Origin of the sequence: Paenibacillus vini, assembly GCF_018403325.1 — a bacterium.
In the GTDB taxonomy this organism is placed as follows: Bacteria; Bacillota; Bacilli; order Paenibacillales; family Paenibacillaceae; genus Fontibacillus; species Fontibacillus vini.
On record NZ_BOSL01000017.1, the window covers coordinates 1 to 14,552 of the forward strand.

Genomic DNA, 14,552 nt, shown 5'->3' on the forward strand with positions numbered 1-14,552 from the left:
TAGTTACGGTTTTGCCGCCTGCCGTCTCTTTAATCGTAGCAACGCGCCCATTGCCGTCATACGTGATTATCGTAGCCTTAACGACCGCCGAGCCGTCTTTTTCCTCGACCTTTGTCAATCGGCCCGCTGTATAGGTGAGATGCGTCGACCGCGTATCAATCGGAAAATTGAGCGCCGTACCACTATTGACCGTCTTGTTATCGGTACCTGCCGCAACGATCTGCTCGTCCAGGATGTCGGCATTAGCGTTAAGCACGGCAATATCAAACGGCTCGTTATAGGCGTATTTACCGAGCCCAAGCCGCGGTGTATAACTAGGCATTGTACAGCCCTCCTTTAATGTCTGCGACCGTGTACCCGGCCAGATTAGCGTTTGTGGTGTGTAGTAGATCGCCCCAGGTGACGATTACAGCGTTTTTAAACTCGTAGGCCAGGTGCGCCGGGATGACCTCGCCAACAGCTCGCTTAGCATCGGCAAAACTCTTTGGTACGCCAATGTTGTCTAAAAACGTAAATGTAACGGTGTAATGCGGGTAATCCACGGCTATATCAACGTCCAGTCCGGTAAATGACCGGATCAGATCGCGCAGCACTTTTTCTGTCGTTGTCTCGCTGCCTCGGAGTTTGGCGAGGATCACCGGCCGGCGCTCTGTAAATGGACGGCGCAGGAATTCCGCCTTTTCGAGCGTCTCCCATGTGTAGACCTCTAAGTCGCCAAGCGTAAGGTCGCTATCCTCCACGGCCGCCCATGTGAGCTGACCGCGCGGGTTAATGGGGAGACCGAAGATGCGCTCCCAGCGCGCTAATCCCCACGTCGCCGACTCAACGTAGAATTGCGCCAGCACACCGTCAATCTCCGCACGTAGCCGCGCAACCTCCTCCGCTTCCCGGTCCGTTATATTCGTCGCGACCGGCATCTCGTCGTAATATCGCGGCAAGTAATCGCGCATATCTCGCTTAATCTCCGCTAAAGTCCTCACGCGGTCACCACCGCCACATCGCCCAGCACCGCAACTTGTCCGTCTCCGACCGCTATGTTCGCGGTGCCACCATTAAGCCGGATGTCCGCGTAATCAATCACGCCGGGCACGTCGAGTATTACGTTAGCCACTCGCGTTACACGAATGAGCGGATCAGCAAACGCAAGCGTCCGAAGATAGTCGCGCACTCCCGACGCTACTTGCGCTTGCACATCCGGCAATTGCGTACCGGCCGCAAGCGTCACCTTTGCCGCAACATTGACCGGTACCTCCGCAGCGCCAGCCACCGTTACGTCAGCGCCAACCGGAGCGATCGGCCGTATATGTGCGTCAACAGCGGCGACAATCGAAGGGTCCGGCGCGGTTTTATCAGCGTCTATTAGCACGACTTTTACGGTGCCGGGTCCGTCCCAAATCGGATAGACGCGCGCATCAGATACGCCGGGTACTTCGAGCGCCCACTGCCGGTATTGATTCGCGTTACCGGACGTAGCCGGCCGAAATGCCCGCTCAAAATAGCGCGCCTTTAACGATGCGTCCGATTCCGTGTCGACGCCGCCCTCGAAATGTGCAGCGTTACTTACCGCAACAATCCCGACAAGATCGCCGATCATCGTAGTGATTGCGCCAGCCCCGACATTGCCCGCTACGCCACCTCCCTGCGCCTCTGCCGCGACTGTAACTGAGCCACCGCTGATTGTCGCATCCGCCGTTGTTACGAAATAGACCGGAGTGTCGCCGCCCGTAGATGCAAGCGTCCCGCGCGGAATCGGCGTTCCGTCCGGCCCAGTAAACGTCAGCGAACCGGTTGCCTTTACCGCAGGCTTCCGGGTCAATCCGTATTCCTTGGCGCGCATATCGAGATACGCACCGTATGTCGTATCCGCGAATCCGAACGCCAGAACGTTGTCGAGCTCCGCGTATGCTTGCGTCAGTTCGATCGCGGCTGGCGAAAGCAAATCGTAAGTGACCGAGCCTTGCCGCTTATCAATGTCCGCAGGCGATGCGCCGAGCATCCGGTCGAGTATCGCAACCTTCGTTTGATATTCGTACACTATACCGTCACCTCCATTTGCAACGTGTCATCCGCAGTATCAACGTAAAAAGAGACGGATAACACATCCGCCTCCTTCGTAATTTTAAAGTTATATACTCGCTCGATCCGATCATCGTAAATGAGCGCCTCCTCGATAACGCGCGGTATCTCCGACTCCATGAGCGCTCGAGTCGCGTTTTGACCGATTAAATCGTCGAGCTCGCACCCGTACTCGTCGTCGTATACCGCGAATCGGAAACGCGCCGTCTTAATCGCCTTGATCACGAACTGCTTGAGCGCGGCCTTACCGTCGATAATTCCGCCCATTGAGCCGGATTCAAAGTCGAGCGCATACGTCCGGAGTGGTTCCGGTTCGTTTGCCGCGTTAAATTCTTCCGTTATATCAACGGGTTCCAGCGGACTTAACGCCATACTTACGCACCCCCGATCCGGTCGAGTATTACGTAATTTTGGCCGGCGCCGTAAGAAACGATGATAACGCGGTCGCCCGCTTTCAATGCGTCCTCGAACTCGATTTCGACCGGTGCCGCGCCATTTATCGCCGCCTTGCGCTTATGCTTCGTCAAGTGCTCGCAGACAATTACGTCGTCCGCGTCGAGGTCGAACGGCTGGCCGTCTACTTTAACGCGAATATCCGGAAGCGGCGCAAGAACCGTCGCGAACTCAATGTCAACGTCTTTGTTATAGCCAAGTTCTTGGATGACGTGGCGCAATTTGCTCCGCCCGGCACCTTCGATCATTTCAACGGGCATCTACGCCGCCTCCTCGTAATTAATTTCCGGCAAGTCATCCGTTTTAGAAAGCGTAACGTCCATCCGGTGCGCGCCGTCTTCGAACGTGTGCTTATCGGCCGTGACGTAATAGCCGCCGGCCGTTTTGGTCATCGACTCGAACGCGTAGACTGCGGCACCAGCGACTACTTCAACGTTGCCAAGTGCTTCGACCGTGATTTCTTCCCCGACCTTTGATAATTCCCTTAAACGTTGGCTCGCAAGCTGGTCGAGTTGCGATTTTTTCATATCGGAATCTGCCGTTTCATAATGCTGCATCAATCCATACTTTTTCGCTGCTGCTGCGTCTTTTGCTGTTGCTGTGATGCGCTTCTTTTCTTCGCCGGCCTCAACCTTAACTGCCGTACGCATATTCTCGATCGAAAGCGACCGATTCGCGGATAGTATGTTGACGCCGCGTTCAAGATACCAGCGGACTACTACTTCTTTTCGTTCGCGGAGATACAAAAGACCGCCCTTAGAAGATACGGAAAACTTTCGGTTGTTTTGTTTGCGTGTCTCTGTTAGCGCGGTCACGATCATGTCCCATAACGTTTTCCCCTGAAAAATAAATTTCGGAATTACATAACCGGTATTCGCGACCGTCCCGACAGGTATTTCGAACGCCTTACAAATTTCCTTTACGATTGCGCCCGCGGTCATTTTCGTAAACTTCCGCGAGTCGGCATTCTTCGTTAAATAGACGTTTTCATCGTGAGCGGTTATCATCGCGTCGCCTTTGTCCGAAACACTGTACTCGAAAATTATGCCTCTAAATAATCCCGCGTTGTCCGAATAAAAGCGGATCTCCTTACCAACTTCGAAAGGCACCGCTTGTTCCTTCCCGTTGAGCGTGTTCGACAACGTTATAGTTAGAGTCCGATGAGGTTTCGCAACGTCTCCGGACCATTCCGCGGATTTAATGAGCGGCTCAATCCAGTACTTGCCGTCGTATAATACGGTTATTTTCGTCATGACGGAATCACCAGCTTTTGCCCCGGCTTAATCGCGTTCGGATTTGCGCCAATTACCTTTTTATTTTTCTCGTAAATCTTGCGCCAATCATCGCCCTTTCCGTAGACCTTCGCGGCAATCTTAAATAACGAATCGCCGGATTTGACGGTATACGACTTCGGGGTCTCGCGTGTAGACGGTCGAGCAGCCGCCAATTTCGGCATAGTCACGCTGGCCGACCCGCTCACGGCGCTGTTATCGCCTTTTTTCGCGACCGTAATAAATACGTACTCCTTCAAATCGAGCGTAAAATAAACGTCGCCGGGCTCCCCGCCGCGTTCCCCGTATTCAAAATTTCGAATCGTCACCGCGATATTAATCGGCGTGCCCGTAACGATAAAGCGGACAGGTTTTCCGGAGCGTTGCCATCGCTCTATTGTCGCGACGCATTCGTACGGCTCAACTAACGAAGGAACAGCGCAAAAAGAGGTGTTATGATCGCGCGGAAAAAATGAAGAAAGCGAATACTCGCGCAACTGGCCGCCGCCAATCACCGTATATTCGCCGAGATTCGTTACGTTGATATCCGTATAGCCGTGCGTAGACGTTACGGAGATAGTATCCGGGTTTACCGGGAGTTGCAGCGTCTCCGCTCCGTTATTAAACTTGAGCCAAAATTCCGTGATCAACACCTCCTAGTCCTTCGTTAAATGGAACGCCAACTGACGAGCGATAGCGTCAATATCGGATTCTTGGCGAACGTGGAACGTATTTCCGGTGATAAGAATCGGCCGCGAACTACCTCCGCCATTTCCGCCGGATTCGCGGTAGGATTGCGCTTCTGTGCGCGTGAGGACCATTTCGTCTCGGTGCAGTCGCGCAACATAGCCACTGTACGGAACTCTGTCTAGGCCGCCAGCGTGTCCAGGGATTTGTGGAAATGCGTTATTGGATGGTTTGTTTGGTTTGTTGGGCGGAGAGAGCGGGTTAAGGTATTGTTGAATTGCGCGATTCATATTTTCCGGCGACGGAGTATAAGGAACGCCCTCATTCTTTTTGTATGGCTGCGGTTTCCCGTTTTCGTCGTAATAGTACCCTTTGTTCGAGCCCCACAAATCTTCTCCCCAAACCTTCGACAACACCCGATCGAGCGGATTATCGGCCTGCCAAAGGTTCCAAGAATCAAACATCCCCTTGAAAAAGGAACCTATCGCATCTTTACCGAGAGTCCCCATCATCTCCGAAATACGCGGGCCATAAGCTTCAAACGAGGTTATGATAAAATCGGCAACAGTCTTTCCTGCGTCCTGTATTTGTTGCTGACCTCCGCCCGCGTACCACGTGTCAAACGAGTCCTTGAACTTGTCAAAGACGAATTCAATCTTGCTTTTGACCGTAGTGAGCTTTTGAAATTCCGCGTTTTCCGTAAAGTTGGTTTTGATATAATTTCGCACTTTACTAGACATCTTTTCAAACGCCGCGGTAATCTGCGGAGTGTATTTCTCCACGAAATCGGCCGCAGAGTTAGCGAAGTCCTTGATCAGCGGCATCGCCGGCATGAGTGCGGAAATTTGCAACGTCTCAATCGCGCCCTGGAATTGCTCGACCGCACCGGCAGCGTTGTCCATCTTCTTACGCGCAACGTCGAGGGCTGTTGTCGTGCTCATGTCCTTGTAAAATTCTTTAACGCCCTTTGATCCAGCCTTGTACAGTGTGGTCGCCGCTTTTACTCCGTCGGTTCCAAACAGGTCTAAGAATGTCGCCACTCGCTCTTGATTAGACATGTTTTTCGTTATCTGCCGGAGGATTTCTGCAACCTGATCAAGGCTTTTCAAGTTACCATTTTCGAAGAATTTATTTGCCTTACCTACGCCTATTCCGAGTCTTTCGAACAGTTCCGCAGCCTTCTCCGTTTGTGGCTGCAGATACATGAGCATCGACTTAAAGCTCGTACCTGCGTCCGAACCGTTCTTGAGTCCGTCGTTAGACATCAAACCGATAACTGCGTTAAGATCCCGGAATGACACGCCAGCCATATCCGCCACACCGCCAGCCGCCGCAATCCCGTACCCAATGCCGCGAATATCGGTCGCCGCAGCGTTCGCCGTGCCCGCGAGTATGTCCGCTACTTGAGCGGCTGTGAGTCCGTCTTTACGGAACGCGTTAAGAGATGTCGCCATTGTTTCGGCGGCTTCCGTTAGCTCCAATCCACCGGCTGTCGCGAGGTTAAGCGCCGACTCAAGTCCGCCCGCTTGTACGGCTGCCGGAGTTAGACCGGCTTTGAGAAGTTCTTCGATACCTTGCGCCGCTTCAAGTGCGTTATATTTCGTTGCTGCGCCCATCTTAAGCGCGAGCGTCTGCATCTTCGCCATTTCCGCATCTGTTGCGCCGGTTAGCGCCTGGATCGATGATAATTGCGCCTCGAAACTCATCGCCTTTTTGACGCTAGAATAACCGGCGTATACGGCCGTACCTGCGACGGCAAGCGCTCCGAATTTCGCCGCATTCTTCGCGAGATTTCCGAAGGCCGCCGCGCCAGTTTTCGCCAGTCCGCCGAGCGACTTGCCTGCGTTTTTCGCGGCCTTATCGATGTCGAGAAGCTTGCCGCGAGTTTTATCGCTAGAAGACACGAACTTCCCGTTTGCGTCACGAAGGCGTCCCGTTGCGTCTCGGTACGTATCCGTCGCTTTTTTGACGCGCTCCATCTGCTTTTCGACCTTTCGCATAGGCGCGGTCATATTGTCGACGAGCTTTAGTTTCGCTACGAGATCAAAAGCGATAGTAATTACCTCCCTCCCGCATTAATCCGGCGCACTCGTGCTTCGCGTTCAGCCGTCTTTCGCTCTTTCTCTTCCTCTTCAAAAACGAGCATCATCGACGCGAACATAAACATTTGGTGACGTCGGTCCTTCGCGTAAACTTCGTCGGGCGGAATATGGTGTCTCTGAAAAATCGCATGCAAAAGAAACGGGACACCGCCCGCCCGAATTAGTTTTTTGCGTCATCAATAAGCTCTTCCTCATCGTCAAATCCGGAGAGCTTCATGATCGCGGTCAATACCTTCGCAATCTCGCCCGGCAACAGCGCTTTAGTAACGCAATCCGCCGCGTCCGACGCTCCATAGTGCGCAATCAACGCCTTGTCCGCGAAGTCCGGATCAACGCATCCTCTCGCGATAAGCACCGCGTTAAACAGTTGAGCGTCGAGTTCCTTCTCGCCTTTCCGCGTCGGGATCGTAGCTTGATCGCGTGCTCGCGTCATCTCCGCCTGATCCAGCGCCTTGACCGTGAAGTGCGTTTTGAGTCGCGGAATATACACCGTGTCCTGTACGTCAAGAGTCGCGCCGAGTAACGCTTCGAGTCCGTTTTTAACCGCTGTTTTCGCCATTATTTATGTCATCCTCCGTTATTTTCGAAATTAAAAAGCGGAGTCCGAAGACCCCGCTGCTTTTGCGTTACTTAAGCCGTCGGCCGGAGTTTATCCATGATCTCCGCGCCAGAAAATACGAATGTCAATTCATGCTCGACAATCGCGCCCACCTCGTAGTTAATCAACGGAATCTTATCGAACGTGACGTTTTTCAAGCGGACCCGATACGCGCCGAACGATTCGGGATCATCGAGTTTAACGACGAGCTCCGTAACAAACGGCGAGCTAATATCGTCCATGACCCGCATCGCCTTTTCGATAAACTCGGATGTGACGAGGTAACCGTTAAGCGAGCCGGCCCCTTTAAGCGTCGTAACTTTACTGCCGAGCCAGCGCGTTCCGGCGAGTTTGATCTCTTCCAGACCGATTTCGATCGTCGCCTCGCAGCCGGTGATATTCGTTAGCCAGTTACCGTCTTGATCAAAGACTTGGCCGAAGTTGCCGTTTATTACTTTACTCGCGTCTAAAATTGCTCCCACTATTTATCACCGCCTTAAATGTTGATTGTGAGGAAAATTCGCTCGATACTGTCGACTTCTCCGTAACTAACGCGCAAGAATACCGCATCCCCAACGCTCGGATTATCCGGGTCGAGCTCGACAACTGGCGCGGTCAGCACGTCGTTCCGTTCTAGCGATTCGAGATACGCCTTCACCGCGACAATGAGCGTTGCTTGACCGTCCGCGTTGTTGTTGAGTTTGCCGATATACGAGTCGGCCGCCGTCCGCATAATATCCGTCGAAATGGATTGTCGTGCGCGAATCGAGCGAATTTTCTTACCGGACGTTACGAGCCCTTGCTCGATCTTCACCTTTTCGCCGTCGTGAACGAATACGAGCGAACCGGCCTGCAGCGCCGTCTTAATCTGCGCGTTTGTCAGGCGCTTTGTCACGTCATCGGCCGGAACCTGCGCGTATGTCGTCGACCGGTTAATTGCGGTACCTGCGATAAGGCCCGCAACCCACGGCGCATATTCGGACGAGTTGTACGTTTCCGTTCCGATTTTTACGCCGGAAATCAGATTTACGATGTAATCGTCGCTATTAAGCGTTGTCCGCGCGTTGCCTTGCGTCGGATCTGCGTCAGTGGTTTCGTCACCGCCGAATACCGCGATAAAGTGCTTACCTTCTTCGCGATTGCGCGAAACCCACGTTTTTGTTGCGGCTTGTTCCGTTACGTCGTACTCGCCGTCGAAGACAAATACGTTAAACTGGCGCGTATCAAAAGCGTCGCGCATGTCGACGTAATCTTCCGCAACCGGCGTAGTCGGCATCGTGTAGACGAGCACCTCTTTTGCGCCGCCTTGGAGCGTGAGCAATACGGACTGGACATTCGCCAGGCCAAACGTGTCGACCGCCTGCTTTTCGGATTCGATCGTGTAAAACGTTTTGGCTTGCGCGTTCGATCCGTAAGTCAATAGCGGAATAGCGACGGTGCCTCGCGCGCCTCCGCGAATTTGAGCCGCGGCCGCCTCGACAAAGTTAATGTATAGGCCGGGCCGTACGGGAAGTGCCGTCGGGTCCCAAGAACCTCCTGCCATTTGAAAACCTCCTTATGAAATAGAAAAGGCGCTCCGCATTGGAACGCCTTCTATCGTTGATTGACCGTTATTTTGTTCATCTTCGGATACTGCGGTTGAGTCCGGGATTCACGCACCGCCGTTTCGAGTATGCCGATGCTTACGTAAATGCCGCCCTCCGTTTTGGCCGGTTGCGAGAACGCGAACGATTCAACGCGCATACGCCCAATCGTGTCCGCTTCGTAAAACGCACGTGCCAGCGCATCCATTTTCGGAAGCACCTGCTCCGGCTTAGTCGCGAAATAAACGATTTGATAATCGCGATCAATTCGGTAATGGTAGCGCGTTTCCGTCTCGCGATCATCGTTTAAAAAGCGGATGACAAATGAGTTGTGGACGGGAGCGGTCGGCACCGTCTGTTTCGTTGTGGTCGCGTCTGGAAACTTCGCCTTGACGAGCGCTTCGATCGCGACAATATCTTCGATTAACGCCAACTTACCACCCCGCTCTCTCAAGGCCGGAGTTGATTTCGTCCTCGATATGTTGCTGCCATTTGCGCTCGTTCTTTTTCGCCGGCTCGTCGAGGAATTGTTTCACTGTGCCTGGCGTGCGTAGATTCTTTCCGCCCGCGTCCTCTTCGTGGATGTAATAAGCGTAATTAAAACGCCCACTCCGCGTATTGACAACGGCATTCGCGCTAATCGATCCGGTCAAGTTCGCGCCCGTCCCCTCGATTTGCTCGACTGTAATTGTCCGGCGCAGCGTCCCTTCATCAATCGGCGCAACGTCTACGGCTTCCGCTTTCCATGCGTCGAGTACGTCGTGCATCCCGATCCGCGCCGCTTCCGCCGCAACTTCCGGCGACTTCTCGATCAATTCCGCCAACTGCGAAATGTCAAAGTCGAATGACAACGCCATTACACGAACACCTCCGTCATAAGCGGCTTTCCGTTGAGGCCGCGCTTAACCTCGATACTTTCCGGCTTACGTGCGACAGTCACGCCCAATTCGTTCGTGTACGCTATGACGTCGTCGTACGATACGTCCGGTAGTTTATCGAGGATAATGCGCAGGCTCGTCGTAGCCTCTTCGCCGTATTGGTTCGTTACGACGTTCGTTTCTTCGGTGACTCGCGCCTTATACGGGATGATTGCGCCGGGCGTTGTTCCGCCCCATCCGTCATCCGCGCCGGGCTTCGTTACAGTTACGTTTTGTTTCAGCGGAATATACGGCATTATAACGTCACCCACCCAACGCGCCGCTTCGATAGCGTTATGCCATTCTCCGCGCCAATAAGATCGATCGCCGTCTGTGGAATCAACTTGCGCAAATCAGCGTCGGGTCCCGTTATATATGCGTCTTTAAAATCGAAGTTGGCGACGCCAGTTACGGAAAACCCCGTTATTCCCTGGCGCGCCAACCGGTTCGTATCGTTAAAAGCGATCGTCAGTACGTTCGCAAATTCGTATACTGCCGCATCCGGCACCGTATATTTCGGATAAGTCCGGATCAGCGTGCGCTCGGCGACGTTTAACATTCGTTGTCTTTTCGCCGCGTCCGCTTCCGTCCAGTCTTCGATATCAGCGCAGTTTGCGGTAATATAATGGTCCGCGAGTGTTACGTTTTGAGCCATCCGCGCTCACCTCCGTTTATTTTCCGGAGGTTTTTGCGCGAGGTTTAGGCGCAGGCTTAGCGGATACTTCCACCGGTTCTGCGTCCTTTTTCGGCTCCTCCGGTTTAACTTTGCTTTCTTCCGACAAATAGCCGTAGTTTGAAACAAGGACACCGCAAAGTACGGTGTCCTCCGTATAGGCGACGCCGCCTACAAAATGTAGACCTTCGCGCACACCGTTAAACTGCGGATTTGGTGTTTTAATCTTGAACAATTTTACAACCACCTTTACGCGGACTTCTTAATGCCTTTCAACCGTGCCGCAGTGCGAGCGTTAAAGACGGCCATTCCTGCGAACCATTCTACGCGGGTACGGAACGCCGGCTTATCTTGAAGCTCACCGAGGTCACGGACATCCATGATTCCGCTCTGCAGCCCGGAAACAGCATCACCTGCGCCGAAACGAACAGCGTAAATTGAACCGGTATCATTAGCAGTTCCTTGCGTCTCATTGAATCCCAGGATTTCAGCGCCGACATTGTCTTTTTCGATAACACGGATCGGAACTCCACCATACGTAATAATCGGGCGGCCGAACGCGTCGAGTGCGGATTCGCTGTAACCCGAGTGGTTCTGTAGCAGCTTTTTGATCTCACGGCGCATTGCCTTGGAGCAGAAAAGAGCCGACGCTTCCCCTTCGATAGCATCTACGAGCTCGTCCAGCATCGCGATTGTCAGTACGCCGCCATTTGTACCGGCGCTAATGACCTGGTCGCCTGTGATCCGAGTCTTCAAACCGTCAAAACCCTTCGGGTCTACGGCAGAATCCCCGTTAAAATACTGCTTAGTCAGCGCCAAAGAGAGCGCCTTTACTTTCATGGCAGTTTGAATCGCACGCTGATCGTTCTTGTCGCTCTGCGTCTTGACGATATAAGTATCAATATCGAGGTCGCCCCCAGCGATGTAGAGGCGCTCTGTTTTCGGATTAATGATACCTGTAGATTCGGTGTACGACTCATTAACACCGCGAAAAGCCACACCAGGTAGTTCACCCTCTAGGTTGTAAGCGTAAGCGTTCCCCTGAATATCCATCTGCGGCAACATTTCAAGGAAGGCGGAACTTTCCGCAAATGTTTGAATTACTCCGCGTTGGAGCATGTCTTGAGAAAGCTTCGCTGCTTCGGTAAGTGTAAGACTCATTAATAAACCTCTCCCATATGGTTATTTAGGCCGATGAATAGGCCTATTGTTTTTGTTTCATCCCTTGTTGGATGAGTTGCGTCGCCGTCATTCCAGAAAGATCGGCCTTATGGGTTCCCCCGTTTGTATCGCCGCCAATCTGACGCGATCCGGACGATTGACTCGCTAAGTATGGTTTTGCTTCGATCAGCGCTTTGATGACGTCTACCATACCGACCACGTTGCCAGATTCATCGACGGTCACTCCGGAGATGTCCGCCAACTGGAACGCATCATCGATCGCATCGGGGCGAATCTTAACATCGCCGGTTGTCGCTAGTTCCTTGAACTCGGCCTTGACCAAGCGTTTATTTGCGGACTCAAGCGCTTTTGTGCGTGCTTCTTCCGCCTCTTGAGCGCGCTTTTCGGCGGCTTCTTTTGCGGTAGACCATTCGGCCTGCTTCCCTTCAAAATCCGCTAATTTCGCTTTGATATCGTCATAGTCTGCGTACTTTTTGCGTTCCCTCGCGAGCCTGTCCGCCACAATACGATCGACTTCGTCTTGCGGCACGAGTTTCGGAGGCTCTGGCGTAGGTTCTGGATTAGGGTCGGGATCTGGCGTTGGGTCTTCCGCAAAAAGCTGCAAATTTAACGGCAATTTAAAGCGATTCATAGCGTTTTTCATTCGCAATCCTCCCGTACAAGGCTCGTCAGCACATTTTTCCGCAGCTTTTAACGTCTTCCGCGTCTGGACAAAAAGAAAACGCCGCTTCACAGCGACGCTAACTCGGGTTTTCTAAGTGCGGTTAATTGATGCCGGCATTGCGGATGAAACAGAGAGCGTCTTGATATGTCTCCCACGAACGGATAGTCTCCCGGAGCATCGCGCAACAACTTGACGATTCGCCCTTCCCACGGACCACAAGCATCCTGCGCACCGTGTCGGGAGACTCGCGCATAAAAAGCGCCGCGGCCAAGAGCTTCGTTAATGGTCGCGTCTCTATGCGCCGAGCTCATTTTTGTGCGCGTAACCATTTCGCAATAGGTTTCGGGCTTCCACCGCCTGCCCGCGCTATCAATTATGCCGGTTTCGACAGCACTGCCGAGCGTCTTACGCATTCGTTCCAGAATATCCGCGCTAATCGTACGCCGGCCGTTGATTCCTTTTGCGAGATTGGCGCGCATTGCTTCGGCTGTCGCTTGCCTGACCGCCTGACGAACGCGTCGATCGATGTTTTGGGTTACGGCTAAGAGGTCGGCCTGCGTATCAGCGACAACGGATGCGATCAGTTCCTTATTTGCGCGGTTAAACTTTACGATCTTTTCTGCCTCGATCACCGTCTCGGCCGCACCTAAGTCGATAATCGTACGAATTATCCCGTCGGTGATCGCTTTCGGAATGTTCTCCTCGACCCAAGCAGATGCCTCTTCATTGAGACTACTCAAAATCTTGGCGACTTCCGCCAATGCTGCTGCAGAATTGGCTCGCGACATGTCCGATAAGTCAACGCGTAGTAACTCCGATTTAATCGCCTCTACCGCTTCCTTGTACGCAGAAACAAGCCGCTCAACTTCGCGGTCATACGTCGGGTCCGGGAACCGTTCAGCCATTACGCGGCACCTTCGTTAAATACCGAAGCATCTACGGTTCCATTAACTCGCGCCTCGTCTGCGTCAATTCTCGCGATAGCCTGGGCGGTCTGTTCGTCAGAAAGGCCGTCTAAGAGCCTAATTGCGTCACTAACCGCGAGAGTCGGCTTACCGCCGGTCCGTATTTGCGCAATTTCCGCCTGCTCACGCTCGTCCGTTGGAAGTCCGTCGGAGAATATGATGTGCGGCTTAGTCGGCGTATAGCCCGGTTTCTCTTTCGACTGAGCGTGTTCGAGTAACTGCGCAATGTATAGCGCCTCGGTTAGTGCCTTATCGAAGTATTGACGTTTGCGCGCGATTTTCGAAAGTAACGGGCCCATGCGATACTTAACGGCCAGGCCGGTTGCGCCGCTTGTTCCTGCGTTTTCCTTGCCTAACGCGATTGGCGGTAGTTCGGCCGTGGTTAGAAGAGTGTCTATCAACTTATCGAGTTCTTTGAACGCGGCCTCAAGTTGGCCGTCCCAAGTCACGTACTTCGGCTCGACCTCACCCTGCCCTGCTACCTCGAACACTTTCGCAAAGGCAGCTCGCATTATAGGCTGACCGTCGGGCCCTTCTTCGAGAACGCCGGTCGGAACGGTTAAAATCGGATCGGCATGCTTGTCCAAGATGGCAGCGATTTGCGTGAGCCTATTGTTGATCTCCTCGAATATCGCAGCATGTTCCGATATATCGTCCACGCCTTCCCAGCTATCGTCTAGTGCGAAGTTCGGAACGTGAATCACTAACGGAAGTGGGACGCCTGTCGCAGTGGTAATTGACTCAGGCAGCTCCTCGGTAATAGTCCAAGAAGTTACCTCACCGTCTTGATTAGAAGTCGGTGAAAGTAGGTACCTCTTCGAAATAATTGAGCCAGGTCCGTGAGTCTCCACAAAAAGTTCCCATCGTGAAGCACTCTCCTCGTAAATAGGAACGGCAATATGGAATCGCGTAATTTTCTTCTTGTTTCCTGCGACCGGTTCTGGGAACACGTACGTCGGGTTTTGCGCCTCAATAATCGCGCGGTAAGGGTCGTCGCTTTCCGGCAGGGCGCCTCGGTAATCCTGCGCCCATTTCACCTTATAAAACGAATCACCTCGGTACGCGTTGCCGTGCGCCATCTCGTAATTCACGACCTGCAGCGCGTTATCTTTAACAATACGGTCGACCGCCTGTTGTTCCGGAGACCCCTCTTTACCGGCGTTGTATATTGGAGACTCACTAAAGAGCAAATCAGCGGCCTTTTTACAGATGAGCGCGGCGTAGTTAGCGTAAACATACCGCCGACCGTCCTGTTCGATTTGCTCTTGTACTCTTCTGATTAGGTTCTTATTGGTCGTTACAATATCTCTATTTTTTCGATACCGTGAGACCCTGTCCTTATGTTCCTCAGGTGGAAATGAACCTCCTACTTCGAACATCA

Annotated in this window: 20 protein-coding genes; all 20 read right to left on the reverse strand. The window is 53.0% G+C overall.

The annotated features are described in order from the left end of the window. Nucleotides 1-322: hypothetical protein (locus tag KJS57_RS21145; RefSeq protein WP_213656263.1), on the reverse strand; the 322-nt coding region annotated here is incomplete at its 3' end. Continuing rightward, nucleotides 315-950, reverse strand: a complete 636-nt coding sequence (locus KJS57_RS21150; protein ID WP_213656264.1) for a putative phage tail protein — start codon at nt 948-950, stop codon at nt 315-317. The genes KJS57_RS21145 and KJS57_RS21150, both read right to left, overlap by 8 nt. A gap of 26 nt (nt 951-976) precedes the next feature. Continuing rightward, complete coding sequence (locus tag KJS57_RS21155; protein WP_244861658.1) at nt 977-2,035, reverse strand: baseplate J/gp47 family protein; 1,059 nt, start codon at nt 2,033-2,035, stop codon at nt 977-979. After that, nucleotides 2,035-2,448, reverse strand: coding sequence for a DUF2634 domain-containing protein (locus tag KJS57_RS21160; protein WP_213656265.1), 414 nt, complete (start codon nt 2,446-2,448; stop codon nt 2,035-2,037). Before KJS57_RS21160 ends, KJS57_RS21155 begins: the two co-directional genes overlap by 1 nt. A 2-nt stretch (nt 2,449-2,450) precedes the next feature. Further along, on the reverse strand, nt 2,451-2,750 hold the full coding sequence (locus KJS57_RS21165; protein WP_244861659.1) for a DUF2577 family protein: 300 nt from the start codon (nt 2,748-2,750) through the stop codon (nt 2,451-2,453). Between the two features lie 39 nt (nt 2,751-2,789). After that, a complete protein-coding gene (locus KJS57_RS21170) occupies nt 2,790-3,782 on the reverse strand; it encodes an XkdQ/YqbQ family protein (RefSeq protein ID WP_213656266.1) in 993 nt (330 codons plus the stop codon). Continuing rightward, nucleotides 3,779-4,453, reverse strand: a complete 675-nt coding sequence (locus KJS57_RS21175) for a LysM peptidoglycan-binding domain-containing protein (protein ID WP_213656267.1) — start codon at nt 4,451-4,453, stop codon at nt 3,779-3,781. Before KJS57_RS21175 ends, KJS57_RS21170 begins: the two co-directional genes overlap by 4 nt. 3 nt (nt 4,454-4,456) lie before the next feature. Beyond that, on the reverse strand, nt 4,457-6,466 hold the full coding sequence (locus KJS57_RS21180) for a phage tail tape measure protein (protein ID WP_213656268.1): 2,010 nt from the start codon (nt 6,464-6,466) through the stop codon (nt 4,457-4,459). 283 nt (nt 6,467-6,749) lie between these two features. Further along, nucleotides 6,750-7,148 (reverse strand): phage tail assembly chaperone, encoded by a 399-nt coding sequence (locus KJS57_RS21185; protein ID WP_213656269.1) that lies wholly within the window; start codon nt 7,146-7,148, stop codon nt 6,750-6,752. Between the two features lie 71 nt (nt 7,149-7,219). Next, nucleotides 7,220-7,669 carry a phage tail tube protein gene (locus tag KJS57_RS21190; RefSeq protein ID WP_244861660.1) on the reverse strand — a complete coding sequence of 150 codons (450 nt, stop codon included), beginning with the start codon at nt 7,667-7,669 and terminating at the stop codon, nt 7,220-7,222. A gap of 14 nt (nt 7,670-7,683) precedes the next feature. After that, nucleotides 7,684-8,730 carry a phage tail sheath subtilisin-like domain-containing protein gene (locus tag KJS57_RS21195; RefSeq protein ID WP_213656270.1) on the reverse strand — a complete coding sequence of 349 codons (1,047 nt, stop codon included), beginning with the start codon at nt 8,728-8,730 and terminating at the stop codon, nt 7,684-7,686. A gap of 50 nt (nt 8,731-8,780) precedes the next feature. Beyond that, nucleotides 8,781-9,203 carry a hypothetical protein gene (locus KJS57_RS21200; RefSeq protein WP_213656271.1) on the reverse strand — a complete coding sequence of 141 codons (423 nt, stop codon included), beginning with the start codon at nt 9,201-9,203 and terminating at the stop codon, nt 8,781-8,783. Between the two features lies 1 nt (nt 9,204). Next, nucleotides 9,205-9,627, reverse strand: a complete 423-nt coding sequence (locus KJS57_RS21205; RefSeq protein WP_213656272.1) for an HK97 gp10 family phage protein — start codon at nt 9,625-9,627, stop codon at nt 9,205-9,207. Further along, nucleotides 9,627-9,944, reverse strand: a complete 318-nt coding sequence (locus KJS57_RS21210; RefSeq protein ID WP_213656273.1) for a hypothetical protein — start codon at nt 9,942-9,944, stop codon at nt 9,627-9,629. The genes KJS57_RS21205 and KJS57_RS21210 overlap by 1 nt, the downstream gene beginning before the upstream one ends. Next, complete coding sequence (locus tag KJS57_RS21215) at nt 9,944-10,342, reverse strand: hypothetical protein (protein ID WP_213656274.1); 399 nt, start codon at nt 10,340-10,342, stop codon at nt 9,944-9,946. Before KJS57_RS21215 ends, KJS57_RS21210 begins: the two co-directional genes overlap by 1 nt. 16 nt (nt 10,343-10,358) lie before the next feature. Further along, nucleotides 10,359-10,595 (reverse strand): hypothetical protein, encoded by a 237-nt coding sequence (locus tag KJS57_RS21220; protein WP_213656275.1) that lies wholly within the window; start codon nt 10,593-10,595, stop codon nt 10,359-10,361. Nucleotides 10,596-10,609: 14 nt separating this feature from the next. Then, nucleotides 10,610-11,521, reverse strand: a complete 912-nt coding sequence (locus KJS57_RS21225; protein ID WP_213656276.1) for a major capsid protein — start codon at nt 11,519-11,521, stop codon at nt 10,610-10,612. Between the two features lie 43 nt (nt 11,522-11,564). Then, nucleotides 11,565-12,185 (reverse strand): phage scaffolding protein, encoded by a 621-nt coding sequence (locus tag KJS57_RS21230; protein ID WP_213656277.1) that lies wholly within the window; start codon nt 12,183-12,185, stop codon nt 11,565-11,567. A gap of 86 nt (nt 12,186-12,271) precedes the next feature. Then, nucleotides 12,272-13,111, reverse strand: a complete 840-nt coding sequence (locus KJS57_RS21235) for a phage minor capsid protein (RefSeq protein WP_213656278.1) — start codon at nt 13,109-13,111, stop codon at nt 12,272-12,274. After that, entirely contained in the window at nt 13,111-14,550 is a 1,440-nt protein-coding gene (locus KJS57_RS21240; RefSeq protein WP_213656279.1) for a phage portal protein, read from the reverse strand. The genes KJS57_RS21235 and KJS57_RS21240 overlap by 1 nt, the downstream gene beginning before the upstream one ends. Between the last annotated feature and the right edge of the window lie 2 nt (nt 14,551-14,552).

What these genes read in the sequence shown, in the direction of transcription:
- KJS57_RS21150 (WP_213656264.1), bottom strand. Translation starts at nt 950, where the DNA reads ATGCGCGATTACTTGCCGCGATATTACGACGAGATGCCGGTCGCGACG.
- KJS57_RS21160 (WP_213656265.1), bottom strand. Translation starts at nt 2,448, where the DNA reads ATGGCGTTAAGTCCGCTGGAACCCGTTGATATAACGGAAGAATTTAAC.
- KJS57_RS21170 (WP_213656266.1), bottom strand. Translation starts at nt 3,782, where the DNA reads ATGACGAAAATAACCGTATTATACGACGGCAAGTACTGGATTGAGCCG.
- KJS57_RS21180 (WP_213656268.1), bottom strand. Translation starts at nt 6,466, where the DNA reads ATGGAGCGCGTCAAAAAAGCGACGGATACGTACCGAGACGCAACGGGA.
- KJS57_RS21185 (WP_213656269.1), bottom strand. Translation starts at nt 7,148, where the DNA reads ATGGCGAAAACAGCGGTTAAAAACGGACTCGAAGCGTTACTCGGCGCG.
- KJS57_RS21195 (WP_213656270.1), bottom strand. Translation starts at nt 8,730, where the DNA reads ATGGCAGGAGGTTCTTGGGACCCGACGGCACTTCCCGTACGGCCCGGC.
- KJS57_RS21205 (WP_213656272.1), bottom strand. Translation starts at nt 9,627, where the DNA reads ATGGCGTTGTCATTCGACTTTGACATTTCGCAGTTGGCGGAATTGATC.
- KJS57_RS21210 (WP_213656273.1), bottom strand. Translation starts at nt 9,944, where the DNA reads ATGCCGTATATTCCGCTGAAACAAAACGTAACTGTAACGAAGCCCGGC.
- KJS57_RS21215 (WP_213656274.1), bottom strand. Translation starts at nt 10,342, where the DNA reads ATGGCTCAAAACGTAACACTCGCGGACCATTATATTACCGCAAACTGC.
- KJS57_RS21225 (WP_213656276.1), bottom strand. Translation starts at nt 11,521, where the DNA reads ATGAGTCTTACACTTACCGAAGCAGCGAAGCTTTCTCAAGACATGCTC.
- KJS57_RS21230 (WP_213656277.1), bottom strand. Translation starts at nt 12,185, where the DNA reads ATGAAAAACGCTATGAATCGCTTTAAATTGCCGTTAAATTTGCAGCTT.
- KJS57_RS21235 (WP_213656278.1), bottom strand. Translation starts at nt 13,111, where the DNA reads ATGGCTGAACGGTTCCCGGACCCGACGTATGACCGCGAAGTTGAGCGG.
- KJS57_RS21240 (WP_213656279.1), bottom strand. Translation starts at nt 14,550, where the DNA reads ATGTTCGAAGTAGGAGGTTCATTTCCACCTGAGGAACATAAGGACAGG.